Genomic DNA, 13573 nt, shown 5'->3' on the forward strand with positions numbered 1-13573 from the left:
GGTCATGGCCGTGGCTGTGGGGGTGGTCGTCGTCGTGGCTGTGGGGGTGCGGGTGTGCGTGGGTCTCGGCGTGGGGGGCCGCGGAGCCGGCGTGGGCGTGGGCGGAGGCCAGGACCAGGGAGCGTTCGGGGGCCTTGGTGGTCTCGTGCTGGTGATCGTGATCGTGATCGTGGGGGTGCGGGTGCGGGTGTGAAGTGGCTTGTGGGCGTGGGCGGTTGCGCCAGGCTCGGCGTACGAGGTTGGCGCCGGCGAAGAGGACCAGGGCGCCGCTCGCGATGCCGAGCCAGGCGATCACCGACGGGGTCGCGGCGGAGCCGGCCGTGACCAGGAGGCCCAGGGCGATCACGCCGAGGGTGTGGGTGACGGTGACCGAGGCGGCGAGCGGGAGGACGTCCTTGAGCCGGGCGCGACCGCCCCGCGCGGCGGCGGTGGCCGCCATCAGGGTCTTGCCGTGGCCGGGGGCGAGCGCGTGCATCGCGCCCAGGGCGATCGCGATGANCAGCGCGAGCGCGGCGAAGCCGACGGTGAGGTGGTGGCGGGCCACCAGGTTGTTCAGCGCCTCCGTCCAGCGGTCGGCGCCGCGCGGCAGCACGGAGGCGGCGGGCGGTTCCGACGTGGACTGGTCGGCGTCGGTGAGGGCCGGGCCGCCGGGGCGCGCGTGCAGGGACGCGGTCGTGGTGTCGGCGGGGGAGGAGAGCAAGTCCTTGGGGTAGCTGGTGAGTTCGTGCGAAATGGACTTCTTCGCCACGTCCGACTTGGTGAGCGTCATCCGGTCGGCGCGGGCGGTTATCTCCCGCCAGCCGGGACCGGTGGTCAGGCCCGCGCTGTGGAAACCGAGGGCGACCGTGCTGCCCTTGGGGAGCGGCGCGGTCGAACTGCACTCCACCCGCAGGGTGTTGAGCCCGGCCTGCCCGGGGCGCAGGCGCGCGGTGCTGCTGCCGGGCGTGAGCGCGACCGTCCGTCCGTCCACGGTGACCTTGCTGCCTTCGGCGGCCTTGTCGCACCGCTGCCGGGCCCACTCCGTGATGCCCAACTGCTTGATGTCCGGCTTGGCCTGGGTCGCCGGGATCTCGGCGAGGTCCTCGATGTGCGTGACGCGCAGCGTGCCGGGGGCGACGACGAGGCCGTCGTAGCGGTTGACGGTGAAGTTGCCGAGGGGGTGCGCGCTCGCGGTCGCCGTGGGGACGAGGAGGAGGGCGCCGGCGGCGGTGAGGACGGCCGCGGCGGAGGCGAACAGGCGGCGGGCGGGCCTCGGTCGGAGGCGGCGGACGGGCCTCACTTGGTCGCCTCCAGCGCCTTGCGGGCCTTGCTCGCGCCCAGGGGGGAGAAGCCCGGGTTCAGCTTCAGGGCCTTGGTGAGGTGGGCGCGGCCGTCGGCCTTGTGGCCGGTGGCGAGCTCGATCATGCCGAGGTGGTAGATGAAGGAGGCGTTGTGGTAGTTGGTGGCCGTGGCCCGGCGGGCGTAGGGGAGGGCCTCCTGGTCGCGGCCGTTGACGTGCAGGGCCCAGGCCAGGGCGTCCGCGGTGTGCACGGTGTGGCGGCGGGCCCACTCGGCACGGGCGGCCTTCAGGGCCGACTTGACGTCGCCGTGGTCGGCGGCGGCGAGTGCGGTGTCCAGGTCGGCGTTGACGCCGTTGGCGCGGGCCAGCGCGATCCAGGCGTCGACGAGGGCGTACTGGTCGTCGGCCTTCGCCCTGTCGCCCTCGGCGCCCCGGCTCTCGTACAACTCACCGAGTTCCACGAGGGGTTGGGGGAGGGGGTAGCGGGAGACGACCAGTTCCATGCCCTTGATGGCCTCGGCTCGGTCGCCCATGGCGGCCTGGGTGCGGGCGCGGCCCTCCAGGGCGGGGAGGTAGTTCTCGTCGGCGGCGAGGGCGCGGCTGTAGAAGTCGAGGGCGGACTTGTAGTCGCCCTGGTTCCAGGCGAGTTGGCCGAGCGTGCCGGCCACGTACGAGATGTCGCCGGGGGAGGTGGCGCTCGCGAGCGCCTGCTCCAGGACGGTGCGGGCGGTGGTGACGTCGCCGCGCAGTTCGTGCACGTACGCGTACCGGGTGAAGACCGGGACGCCGGGCTTGCGGGCGTCGGCGAGGTCGGCGGCCTTCGACGCGTCGGCGTAGCGGCCGAGTTCGACGAGTGCGTCGATACGGGAGCACAGGGCTCTCTCGCTGTACGGGTTCTCCTTCAGCACCTGGTCCGCGTAGGTCAGGGCTTCCTTGAACTCGTGCCGGGCCGCGGCGAGCGCGGCCTGCCCCTCGACGGCGTTCTCGTTGCCGGGCGAGACCTTCAACGACCGTTGCAGGGCGGCCTGCGCCTGCGGGTACCGGGACGGGTCGCCCTTCGTCCGCGCCTGCTCCACATAGGCCAGTCCCAGCGTCGCCCACCCGTCGTAGTCCTTGGGCTGCGTCCTGAGATGAGCCTGCAAAGAGGCGATACTCGCGTCCAGACTCCCACTCGCCAACAACTCCGGCGACACGGCACTGGACGCGGCGACCCCGGTGGCCCCGCTGTCCTTGGCGGCCCCGATCGCAATCGCCCCGGCGGTCATCGCCACGGCCAACAGCGCCGCACAACCGGCAAGTTGCACCGCCCGCCAGCGCCGACCCGCGGCGGCCACCCGACGCACGGCGGCGATGCGGTCGTCGTCGGGGTGGTGGGGGAGGGCCGGGTCTTCGCCAGGGGGTGTGTGGCTGTGGGGAGTTGTGTGGTCGTGGTCGTGATGGTGGTGGCCGCCGCTGTGTCCGTCGGCCGTGGTGTGGTCGTGCGGGGTCGCGTGGCTGTGGTCGTGGTGGTGGGCGCTCGGTCCGTCGGCCGTGGCGTGACTGTGGGGGACCGGTTCGCCGGTGGCGTCGTGGCTGTGGGCCGGTTCATCGGCGTTGCCGGGTACGGGAGTCGGGGCCGCGCCGTCGACGGGGGAGGCCGACTCGGGGGACCCGACGGCGGCACGCTTCGGAGCACCGGGCGTCTCGGCGTCGGCCACGGCTTCGGAGACATCGGCGCCCGGGGCCCGCGGCTTCTCGCCGCGAACCGAGCTGTTGGTCGCCGGAACTGATTCCGTGGCGGCGAGCACCGGCCCGACCGCGCCGTCCGGTCCGGCGGCGACTTCCACGACCCGCTCAACCGTCGGCCCGGCGGCCGACTTCGGGGTGTGCGAGCTGTCCGACCCGGTGCCAGTGCCCGCGGGCTGCGCGTCCGTCGGCTCGTCGGCAGAGGCGGAGCTGCGCTCGCTCGCGGCCTGCGGGGCGGAACCTGTGTTTCGTTCTTCCGTCGGGCCGACGGCGGGATCCGTACTCCGCTCACCCCCCGACTCGGCGGTCGCCCTCGAGTCGTCCGAACTGTCCTGTCCAGCAGCGGAGTTGGTGCTCCGCTCACTCACCGGTCGTCCCTCGACCGGCTTCGCGGTGCGTGCGTCCTCCGGTCCGGCGGCCGGCTCCGTAGCGGGTCCCCCTTCCCGTCCGGTGACCGGCTTCGCAGCGAGGCCACCCTCTGGTCCGGCGACCGGCTCGGTAGCGGGTCCGTCCCCCGGTCCGGCGAAGCGCTTCGCGGCGCGCCCGCCATCGAGACCGGCGCTCACCTCTCCGCCACTCTCGCCGTCACTCTCGTTCTCTCCCACGTCCCCCGACTCCTCCCCTTGCTCCCACAGCCGCTCCCACTCCCGCTCCGCCGCAGGCACCGGCACCGGCGTTTCGCCGTGTTCGCCCTCCGGCGGCTTGTTGTCGTTCTCGCGCGGGGCCATGCCGTTTCCTCCATCGCCTGGGTGGATCAGTGGTTCCGTGGATCGGCGGACACATGTGGATACGTGGGGCAAGTGCCGTACTGCTCAAGGAAGGTGAGACGTGGGGGTGGCGCGGCCCGCACCGTGGGGGAAGGTACTGTGCGGGCCGCGCCAGTCGGTGGGGTCTAGTACGGGCGGTAGCTCATCCGGCGGCGCCACCACGCGACACCCGCGCCGATCAGCAGGACACCGGCCACACCGGAGGCCGCCGAGGCGACGATCAGCATCATGTTGTCCGTACCGGAGGACGAACCCGCCGGCTGCAACGCGTCGCCCAGCTGGTTCTTGACGTCACTGCCGCTGGTCGTGCCCTTGGCGAGCGGACCGCGCGAACCCGAGGTCGGCTCGGCGACGTAGGGGAAGTACTTCTCGAAGCCCTTGTCGTTCTTGTCGACCGCGTCGCCCAAGTCGTTCTTGGAACCGACCAGTTCACCCTCCATGACCTGGAGCGCCTCGTCGATCACGTCGTCGGTGAGCCGACGCCCGTTCGGGAAGCCCGCGTTGTCGCCGTCCAGGACACCGAGGCGCTTGGGGTGCGCGGTCGGCTTGATCGACGTGTTGAGGCGCAGCATCTCCGACGGCTTCGCGTACGGCTGAAGCGTGTTGAGGTCCTTGACGCCCGTGAGGAACACGCTGACGAGGTCCTTGCGCGGCTCGGCCGGCGCCTTGATCTTGTAGATCGACTCGATCAGCTTCGGGATCTCGGGCTCGGTCACGTTCTTCAGGAACTGCGCGTCGTCCTTGGGCTCGGACGCGTTGAACTTGTCCTTGTCCTTCTGCGGGTTGACGACCTCGTTGACCAGCGGGTTGCCCAGGCGCGAGACCTGCGTGTAGTAGCCCTTCGCGTTCTTGCGCTGGGTCGTGGAGTAAATACCCACGGTCGGACGGGACTTGGACTGCCGGATCAGGTCGTTCGGCACCTGGAGGGCGATCGTGTTGACGTTGTAGCCCTTGAGGGTGTCGTTGCCGACCTCGCTCAGGTTGCCGCCGTAGAGCAGGTCGAAGACGCGCAGATCGGCGAAGAACGGGTCGTCGGCCTGGCCCGCGAAGGTCGCGCCGCCGTTCGTCGTCTTGTAGATCGCCTGCGAGCGCAGCTTGGCGTAGTCCGGCATCGACGCGTCGCCGACGTCCGAGGGCGCCGCCGGGATGTCGTCGGCGATCTTGGTCTTGTAGACCTGCTTGCCCTTCTTGAGCTTGATCAGCTCGACGTCGTACGACTGCGTGATGTTGAGGTCGGGGTCGGTGAGGCTGGTGACCGGACCCGTGTTGTACAGGAACGTCTTCTTGTTCTTGATCTGCGTGCTGAAGGTGTAGCGGAAGATGAAGTCGTCCAGCGCGTCACCGTTGTTGTCGATGTGCAGGTCGTACTGGGCGTCGTCCGCGAACTGGTAGAAGTTCGGGCCGCCGGCGGGCTCCTCGAACGGGATCCAGTTCGCCACGATCGTCGTGGTGTCCGGCTTGTCCGGACTGACGAACGCGTACAGGTCTGTGTTGTCGTACTGCGGAGTCCCCGAGATGAGGGGGGCCTCCCGGTGGGAGGAGGCCGAGGCCACTCCCGGTGCCAGCGCGGCCGTGCCGGCGGCTGCGAGCCCCCCGGCGGCCAGCGCCCCACATATGAGGGCCGCAAGCTTCTTACGTCCCGCACCGCTCCTGGAGATAGGTGTCATGCCGTCCGTCCTCAGTGCCAACTTGCCTGACGCTCGGGGATTCGGAGCAGGCGACGGGGCGGATTGGTCAAACCTGAAAAGTTTTTTTGGCGCCCCGGAATCCTTCCCTTGACCCGCGTTTTGGGCACGCTGATCCGTAACCCATCCGTAGGGGTGTTCGCTACGAACGCCTCGTGTGACGGGATGTGATGAGGGGATGGGCCGCGTGCGGTCGAAGAGTGGGGGACGAGTGGAGGCCGACGAGCTCCTGGTGCAGGTGGCGGCAGGTGACCAACGGGCCTTCGAGGAGCTGTACGGACTGGTGTCCGGGCCGGTGTTCGGGCTGGTGCGCCGGGTGGTGCGCGACCCGGCGCAGTCCGAGGAGGTCTCCCAGGAGGTGCTGTTGGAGATGTGGCGGTCCGCCGCCCGCTTCGACCCCGGCCGGGGCAGCGCCCTGTCCTGGGTGCTCACCCTCGCCCACCGCCGGGCCGTCGACCGGGTGCGCAGCGCTCGCGCGGCCGGCGAACGCGAGCAGCGCGAGGCCCGCCGCTCCCACCACCCCGCCTTCGACCAGGTGACCGAGGAGGTCGAGGCAGGCCTGGAACGCCAGTTGGTGCGCCGCTGCCTGGACCGGCTCACCGCCCTGCAACGGCAGTCCGTCACCCTCGCCTATTACGACGGCTATACGTACCGTGAAGTGGCCGAGCGGCTGTCGCTGCCGCTGGGCACGGTCAAGACCCGCATGCGCGACGGACTCACCCGGCTGCGCGACTGCCTGGGAGGTGTCGCATGAGCATCTTCGCCCGACTGTTCCGCCGGGGGGATCTCCACTCGCTCGCCGCCCCCTACGCCCTGGACGCGCTCGAGCCCGATGAGCGCCGCCAGTTCGAGAAGCACCTCAGGGGCTGCGACCGCTGCGCCGAGGAGGTGCGGGCCATGAGCGAGGACGCGGTACGCCTCGCCTGGTCCACGGTGGCCCAGCCGCCGCTCGCCATGCGCGACCGGGTGCTGGCCGCCGTACGGCAGACTCCGCAGGAGCCCGGGCCGCTGCGGGAGCGTGTGCGGGAACCGCAGGCGCGGGAGCGGACGCGGGAGTACACGCCCCGGCTGCCGGCCCATGTGTGGGGCGCTGAGCCGCAGGCCGCGCGCGCCCGCGTGCCCCAACGGCGCCCGTTCTTCGTGCCGTTCGCCACCGCGACGGCCGCCGCCGCGCTCGTCGTGGCCTCGCTGTTCGCCGTGCAGGCGAACAAGACACAGGACAAGCTGGACGCCGCGCAGTCGCAGTCGCGTGAGATCGCCCACGTTCTCGCGGCGCCCGACGCCCGAGCGACCACCGGCGCGGACAGCGCGGGCCGGAGCATCGGCGTGATCGCCTCCGCGTCGGAGGGGCGCGCGGTCGTCACCCTGAGCGGATACGGCGCGCTGCCGAGCGGGCGCGTGCATCAACTGTGGCTGATGCGCCCCGATGTGCAACCGCGCTCCCTCGGGCTCTTCAAGGACGACACGCCCTTGGTCGCCGCCGGACTCGACAAATCAGCAACATCACTCGCAGTGACCGTGGAGCCCGACGGGGGCTCAGCGCAGCCCACAACGCAGCCAGTTGTCCAACTCGCCCTGAAATCGGTTGGATTCGGAGAGTAATCAAGGAGGGGTGGTCAACACCCTTACGGGGAAGGTGAATCCTGAGACCTCGATACACGAGTGCCCGGTTGGGGCGATAGGGTTACCCTGCCCGGGCCGGGTGGACTCGTACGGGTGGGGAGTGACATGGAACAGATAGTGCGCAGCAGGGCAAGGGTCCCTGCGATCACGTGCGGGAGCAGCGCGACGAGTTCGCGCCTCGACCGCCATCTCTCGGTGCTGGGCGGCCCTGTCGTCCCGCAGCGCGAGACGGCCGAGGCGACCTCGTTGATGCGCGAGCTGACCTCGCGTGACACCACGCAGGAACGCAGTGCCACAGGTACCCGCGTGAGCCGCGTCAAGCTCTTCGCGCCACTGCGCAGACTGCGCCGTTCGCTGTTCGGCGGGCGCTGAGCAAGTCCTCGGCGTCCCCCGGGAGTTCCCGGGGACCCGCGCTCAGGCCGCCACACCGTCCCGGCGCAGTGCTGCGATCTCCACGTCCGCCATCCCCACGGCACGCAGCAGCGCCACGGTGTGCTCCCCGAGCGCGGGTACGTCGCCCATCCGCGCCTCGCCTCCGCCCGGCAAGGTGATGGGCGGCAGCAGCGCCCGCAGCGGCCCGACCGGCGAACCCACTTCCCGCCACCGCTCCCGGGCCGCCAACTGCGGGTGCTGCGCCAGCTCTTGTACGTCCCTGAGGCGCGCGCAGGCCACCCCCGCGCCCTCCAGTCGTGCCACGGCCTCGTCGGCGCCCAGCCCACCCAGCGCCTCACCGACGAGGGCGTCGGTGCGTTCCCGGTTCACGACCCGCGCCGCGTTCGTGGCGAAGTCGGGATCGGTCCCCAACTCCGCCCGCTGGATGACCTGTTCGGCCAGCCGCCGCCACTCCCGGTCGTTCTGCACCGACAGCAGCACCCTCCCGCCGTCCGCCGTGGGATAGGCGTCGTACGGCGCGATGACGGCGTGCGCAAGTCCCGTGCGCGCCGGGGGAGTTCCGCCGTGCATCGCGTGATGCAGCGGATGCCCCATCCACTCCGCGAGCGCGTCCAGCATCGACACCTCGACGGGCCCACCGCGCCCGCTCACACCCCGGCGCACGAGCGCCGCGAGCACACCGGAGAAGGCGTACATCGCCGCCGCGATGTCGGCGGCCGGGATCCCCGCCTTCACGGGCTGCTCCGGCGTCCCGGTCACCGACACCAGCCCCGCCTCGCACTGCACGAGCATGTCGTAGGCCCGTTTGTCGGCATACGGGCCGTTCGGGCCGTACCCGGAGATGTCCACGGCGACCAGCCGGGGATGCGCGGCGCACAGCGTGGCCGCGTCGAGCCCGAGCCGGGCGGCGGCCCCGTGCGCGAGGTTCTGCACGAACACGTCCGCGTCCGCGACCAGCCGCCGTACGACCTCGAGCCCGCGCGGATTTTTCAGATCGAGGGCGATCGACTCCTTCCCCCGGTTGCACCACACGAAGTGCGAGGCCAGACCGCCGGCCGCGGTGTCGTAGCCGCGTGCGAAGTCACCCCCGTCGATTCGCTCGACCTTGATCACCCGGGCGCCCAGATCGGCGAGTTGACGGGTGGCGAAGGGGGCGGCGACGGCCTGCTCGACGGCGACGACGGTGATGCCCTCCAGGGGCAGCGGCAAGGGCTCCATGCCGGGGATCATGGCCCGCACCCGACACCTTTGTCATGTGGGGGGCATGCGGGGAGCGCGTGGGGAGCATGATGCGTATGGCCGATGCACCGATCCTCGCCGCTCCCGGAGGCGCACATGTGTGACCCCCACGACCAGCACGAACACGAGCCGCCGACCGCCACCGACCCGGTGCTGGCGGCCGCCGCCCATCTCGCCGCGCCCGCCTACGTCCCGCCCACGGGCCTCGCCCGGGACAGCCCCGCCAAGACGACCGCGCTGGACTGGATCGGCGAGCACACGGACCGGATCACCGGTCTCAACGCCGAGATCTGGGACAACGCCGAACTCAGCCTGCGTGAGTGGAAGTCCTCCCTCGCCCAGGCCGCCTTCCTCGAACAGGCTGGATTCCAGGTCGAGTTCGGCACGGCCGGCTTCCCCACCGCCTTCACCGCGACCTTCTCCCATGGCACCGGCGGCCCCGTCCTCGGCTTCAGCGGCGAGTACGACGCCCTCCCCGGCCTCTCCCAGCACGGCGGCGTCGGCCACCACGACCCGCGCGAGTACGTCCACGACCCCTTCGCGCCGGGCTACGGCCCCGGACACGGCTGCGGCCACTGCGCCCTCGGCACGGCGGCGGCAGCGGCGGCGGTGGCCGTGGCGCGGGCCGCGGAGCGACACCAACTCCCTGTCAGCGTCCGGTTCTTCGGCTCGACCGCCGAGGAGAACCTGATCGGCAAGACCTATGCGGTCAGCCAGGGCGTCTACGACGGCCTCGACGCCTTCCTCGACTGGCACCCCTCGACCTCCAACGCCACCGGCTGGCGCAGCAGCACCGCGATGACGGCGGTGACCTTCACCTTCCTGGGCGTGGCCGGACACGGCGGCCATCCCCTCGGCAACAAGAGCGCGTTGGACGCGGCCGTGATGATGGCGACCCTCTCCGAGTTCCTCCGCGAGGAGAGTGTCGCGCCGAGCGGGCGCCTCCACTGGGTGATCAACAACGGCGGTGACATCCCGAACGTCACCCCCGAGATCGCCGAGATCAGCTACTACGTCCGCGAGGGCAGCCCCGCCCGCGTCCAGGTCCTCCTCGACAAGGTGATCGCCGTCTCCGAGGCGGCGGCGAAGGCCTCGCAGACGTCGGTACGGCACCGCGTCACCGCCGCCTGCTGGAACCAACTCCCCTCCAGGGCCTTCGCGGAGCTGATGCACGACAACATGCGACAGCTCGGGCCGCCCGAATTCACCGACGAGGCACAGCAGTTGGCGCGGGACCTCCAGGAGTCGCTCGGGCTGCCGCCGAAGGGCCTGCACACCGAGATCGCCGAACTCGCCTCGCCCAACCCGGTGTTCCTCGGCGGCGGCTCGACGGACGTGGCCGACATCAGCTGGCACGTACCGACCGTCTCCATGGGCGCCGCCCTCGCCCCGATCGGCACCAAGCTGCACACCTGGGCCGTCACCTCCTGCGCGGCGGCGGCCCCCGGCCGGGCGACCGTCGTCGCCGCCGCCCGGTATCTCGCGGCGACGGCGATCGACCTGCTCACCCAGCCGGAACAACTCGCCGCGATCAAGGACGAGTTCAGGCGCCGTACGGAGGGCGTCGAGTGGCGGACGGCCCTGCCCGACGGCTATGAACCGCCCATGTACGAACCGCCGGAGTGGTTCCTGGAGCGGACCGGCCAGAGCTGGCCACCGGACAACATCACCTGGCCGCCCGGGCGGGTGGTGTCCCAGGAGAAGTTCTCCTCGCTGGGGCCCGAACTCGCGCCCCAGGAATAGCGGTTCAGTGCTCTCCCCCACTGCTCAATGCGTGGGAGGTGCCCCCAGCGCGTACCGGCGAGCGGCGCGCTGCCGAAGACGTACCCGAAGAACAACAGCATCGTGATCGGCCTCTTCAGATACAGATCACGATCTTTCCTCGGGTGCGTCCACGCTCGGCGTGCGCGTGGGCGTCGGTGATCCGCTCCAGGGGGTAGGCCTGTTCGATACGGGGTGTGTAGCGGCCTTGCCCGCCCAGTTCCGCCGCCGCGGACAGGAGAGTGGAATCGTTCTCCGCGTTGACCACATGCGTGCCCAGGTGCTGCCCGCCCGCATGGTCGGCGACCGTCGCGACGTGCTTCGGGTCACCTGCGATCGCGACGAGGTCGTCCAGCGATCCGGAGGCGGCGGTGTCGAGCACGATGTCGACGCCGTGCGGAGCGAGGGTGGTGAGGCGCTGTGCGAGGCCGGGGCCGTAGGTGGTGGGAACGGCGCCGAGAGAGGTGAGGAACGCGTGGTTGCGCGCGCTGGCCGTACCGATCACAGTGGCACCTTGCGCCACCGCGATCTCGACCGCCGCGCTGCCCACGCCTCCGGCGGCACCCTCGACGAGAAGGGTGCGCCCCGCGAGGGAGCCGAGCGCGTTCAGTCCGCCCATCGCGGTCACGGACACGAGACCGGCACCGGCGGCCTGCTCGTCGTTCCACGTGGCGGGGGTGTGCGCCCAGGCCGAGAGGACGAACAGCTCCGCGGTCGCGCCGGTGATGCCGCCAAGGCCGAAGACACGGTCGCCGATGCTCACCCCCTGCACCCCGTCGCCGATCTCGTCGACCACACCGGCGCCGTCGCGCCCGGGAATGGCGGGCAGCTCCACGGGAATCAGCTGGCGCAGGGCGCCGGCGCGCAGCTTCCAGTCGATGGGGTTGATGCCGGCCGCCGCGACGCGGACACGGATCTCACCGGGTCCGGGGTGGGGGTCGGGGGCCTGCTCGATCACCAGGCTCTCCGCTCCGCCGTATTCGTGGAACCGGGCTGCGCGCATAGTGGTCTTCCTTACTGCGACGGGCCGGAATGACGTGTTCATCCGACGCTCGTGACTCTAGAACCTGACGTTGACGTGAGGTGCAAGTAGCAACTGCCGCCCGGCCGGAGGAGGGCAGGCGCGGATGGGTGAGGTTGCCGAGCGGGTGGGGGCGAGCGTGAGGGCTCGCGCCGGCTGCGGTTCGATCGGTCCTCAGAGCTGCCCCGGAGCCGGTATGGAGCCGGCATTGCTAGCCTGAACCCGATGTCAGCGTGAGGTACGAGCGGGATGGGGGCGACCTGCGTCATGCGCATCGGACAGCTCGCCAGGCGGTCGGGGGTCAGCGTGCGGGCCCTGCGTTACTACGAGGAACAGCGGCTCCTGGAATCGGCGCGGACGCCCGGTGGGCAGCGCGACTATCCCGACGAAGCCCTGGAGCGGGTCCAGCTCATCCAGGACCTCTTCGCGGCCGGCCTCTCCAGCCGTACCGTCGTCGACCTCCTGCCGTGCGTGAGCACCGGGGTCGCGACCCCCGCCATGCTCGACCAGCTCATCATCGAACGCGACCGCATCGCCGCACGCATCCAGGACCTGACCCGGGCCCAGACCAAACTCGGCCGCGTGATCGAGAATGTGACCGCGGCGAACGTGGCGCAGGACTGACCAACTCGCCGTGAGGGATCCGGTACTGCGGTCCGCACTGCCACGGTCAACCACATTCCGGCGAGGGCGGATTCATTCACGCGAAATCCGGATCGGTGAGATCCACCGGGATCGAGTTGCCCAGGTTGTTGGTGAAGGTGGCCACGGACCCTTCGACCGTGGCACGGACGAAGGGGTTGGAGTCGCCCAGCGAGACCACCCACGCGAGATTCTTGTCCTGGTCGAGTCGGGCGAAGAACCCCTCCGAGCCGTGCGAACCCTCGCCGCAGCAGACATGACCGGATCCGTTCGGGATTTCGGCGAGGCCCTGACGGTGGATGTCGATCGTGGTCAGGGTCTCGGGGTTTTCGGCCAGCCACGTCTCGAAGTCCAGCGGGGCACCGAGTTCGAACCATGACAGCGCCGCGCTGTCCACCTCCACCGCGCGAGCGGACCCGTCCGCACGGAACAGGCCGTCCCAGGCGGGTGCCTTTCCCCCTCGCCACAACTCTGCAATGCGGTTCATCGCTAGCGCCTCGGGGTGGATTTGTGCTCGGGCTGCTCGATGACCCGTAGGGCCGTGCAAGCGCGTGGAGCTGCCGGAACCGGTGGGAATCGTGCTGGACACCGAGACCGTCCAGCCTTCGCTACCACGGTCCACAGGAAGAGCTGGTCGCCCTCGATCGTGTTTCCCCGAAGCAGCATGCCGCCCGCCGTGGGGAGCACAACCCCCGGGACGTACGGGCTTCGTTCAAGCCTGGGCCCCATCCTCCGCGCATAGGGCATCAATGTTTTCGGGCCACAGACGAAGATGAACTCGGAAATCATGGCATCGCCGTACTTGATCCCAAAATCGATGAAGCGCTCCGAGGAGAGATGCAAACTCATTGTTTGCAGCGACTGCGACACCTTCCTGCAGCCACTGTGGTTCGCCCAGGCCATCACATTCTCGGTAAGCCTTCGGCGTCGAAGGGCTATGCATCGAGCGAAACCACTGGAGAGTCAGATCCGAGGATTCCGTCCGCCAATTCTCCCCGCGCCCCGGTACCGTCGATAATTCCCGTCAGGAATGCGAGCACACCCGCTTCGTACTCCCACCAGGAACCGTTCCGCCCACTGGCTACCACTGGCCAGCGATCAGGATTCTCGTCGGACGTCCGCCAATAGAACACGTCACCTTCGAGAGAGCCGCCCCACGGAAGCAGTCCTCCCGGCGCCGGGTAGGCCACGTACGATTCCGTGGCACCATCCTCCTGAACATCATTCAAGATTTCAAGTTCGTAAAGAATTTCCTCCACGAACTCCTCCTCACGACTGGGGATCGGACTCCAAACCCGAAGGAATTCGTCGACCTCCAAGGCCGGATACGCGTCAGCGAATTCCTTGTAGTCCGTCGGAAGGTCAATACCCAGCAACCGCGTCACCGTGCGCCAGTCAACACCGCGCACCGAATCCGAGCGCACCGCCCGTAGGCTCG

The 13573-nt window shown here is 70.1% G+C and carries 12 protein-coding genes; 5 read left to right on the plus strand and 7 right to left on the minus strand.

The genetic code is table 11. The features are described from left to right. The 3 genes from JHN63_RS20880 to JHN63_RS20890 form a co-directional block, all read right to left on the minus strand. Positions 1 to 1279, minus strand: a 1279-nt coding sequence (locus tag JHN63_RS20880; protein WP_200682631.1) for a nickel transporter, incomplete at its 3' end; no start/stop codon positions are given. After that, positions 1276 to 3105 carry a tetratricopeptide repeat protein gene (locus tag JHN63_RS20885; RefSeq protein ID WP_374222932.1) on the minus strand — a complete coding sequence of 610 codons (1830 nt, stop codon included), beginning with the start codon at positions 3103 to 3105 and terminating at the stop codon, positions 1276 to 1278. The genes JHN63_RS20880 and JHN63_RS20885, both read right to left, overlap by 4 nt. Positions 3106 to 3896: 791 nt before the next feature. Next, the gene (locus JHN63_RS20890; protein WP_200682632.1) at positions 3897 to 5438 is read right to left on the minus strand and encodes a DUF4331 domain-containing protein; all 1542 of its coding nucleotides are present in this window, start codon (positions 5436 to 5438) and stop codon (positions 3897 to 3899) included. A 229-nt stretch (positions 5439 to 5667) separates the two neighbouring features. Here JHN63_RS20890 and JHN63_RS20895 point away from each other — a divergent pair, with 229 nt between their 5' ends. The 3 genes from JHN63_RS20895 to JHN63_RS20905 all read left to right on the plus strand — a co-directional run bounded on the left by JHN63_RS20895 (position 5668) and on the right by JHN63_RS20905 (position 7451). Then, the gene (locus JHN63_RS20895; RefSeq protein ID WP_019059221.1) at positions 5668 to 6210 is read left to right on the plus strand and encodes a sigma-70 family RNA polymerase sigma factor; all 543 of its coding nucleotides are present in this window, start codon (positions 5668 to 5670) and stop codon (positions 6208 to 6210) included. Beyond that, positions 6207 to 7058 carry an anti-sigma factor domain-containing protein gene (locus JHN63_RS20900; RefSeq protein WP_200682633.1) on the plus strand — a complete coding sequence of 284 codons (852 nt, stop codon included), beginning with the start codon at positions 6207 to 6209 and terminating at the stop codon, positions 7056 to 7058. Before JHN63_RS20895 ends, JHN63_RS20900 begins: the two co-directional genes overlap by 4 nt. A gap of 126 nt (positions 7059 to 7184) precedes the next feature. Further along, positions 7185 to 7451, plus strand: coding sequence for a hypothetical protein (locus tag JHN63_RS20905; RefSeq protein ID WP_033286328.1), 267 nt, complete (start codon positions 7185 to 7187; stop codon positions 7449 to 7451). Between the two features lie 42 nt (positions 7452 to 7493). Here JHN63_RS20905 and JHN63_RS20910 read toward each other — a convergent pair whose 3' ends face one another. Beyond that, a complete protein-coding gene (locus JHN63_RS20910) occupies positions 7494 to 8702 on the minus strand; it encodes a CaiB/BaiF CoA-transferase family protein (RefSeq protein WP_200682643.1) in 1209 nt (402 codons plus the stop codon). 105 nt (positions 8703 to 8807) lie between these two features. Between JHN63_RS20910 and JHN63_RS20915 the strand changes: the two genes are divergently transcribed. Further along, positions 8808 to 10454, plus strand: coding sequence for an amidohydrolase (locus tag JHN63_RS20915; RefSeq protein ID WP_234477466.1), 1647 nt, complete (start codon positions 8808 to 8810; stop codon positions 10452 to 10454). A 115-nt stretch (positions 10455 to 10569) separates the two neighbouring features. On the opposite strand, the gene JHN63_RS20920 is transcribed toward JHN63_RS20915, so the two are convergent. Then, complete coding sequence (locus JHN63_RS20920) at positions 10570 to 11475, minus strand: NADP-dependent oxidoreductase (protein ID WP_200682635.1); 906 nt, start codon at positions 11473 to 11475, stop codon at positions 10570 to 10572. A 285-nt stretch (positions 11476 to 11760) separates the two neighbouring features. Between JHN63_RS20920 and JHN63_RS20925 the strand changes: the two genes are divergently transcribed. Continuing rightward, positions 11761 to 12117 (plus strand): MerR family transcriptional regulator, encoded by a 357-nt coding sequence (locus JHN63_RS20925; RefSeq protein WP_200682636.1) that lies wholly within the window; start codon positions 11761 to 11763, stop codon positions 12115 to 12117. Between the two features lie 76 nt (positions 12118 to 12193). On the opposite strand, the gene JHN63_RS20930 is transcribed toward JHN63_RS20925, so the two are convergent. Both JHN63_RS20930 and JHN63_RS20935 read right to left on the minus strand, forming a co-directional pair. Further along, positions 12194 to 12622, minus strand: coding sequence for a hypothetical protein (locus JHN63_RS20930; RefSeq protein WP_200682637.1), 429 nt, complete (start codon positions 12620 to 12622; stop codon positions 12194 to 12196). 448 nt (positions 12623 to 13070) lie between these two features. Then, entirely contained in the window at positions 13071 to 13559 is a 489-nt protein-coding gene (locus JHN63_RS20935) for an SMI1/KNR4 family protein (protein ID WP_200682638.1), read from the minus strand. Positions 13560 to 13573 lie beyond the last annotated feature (14 nt).

The organism is Streptomyces sp. MBT65, assembly GCF_016612545.1.
In the GTDB taxonomy this organism is placed as follows: Bacteria; Actinomycetota; Actinomycetes; order Streptomycetales; family Streptomycetaceae; genus Streptomyces.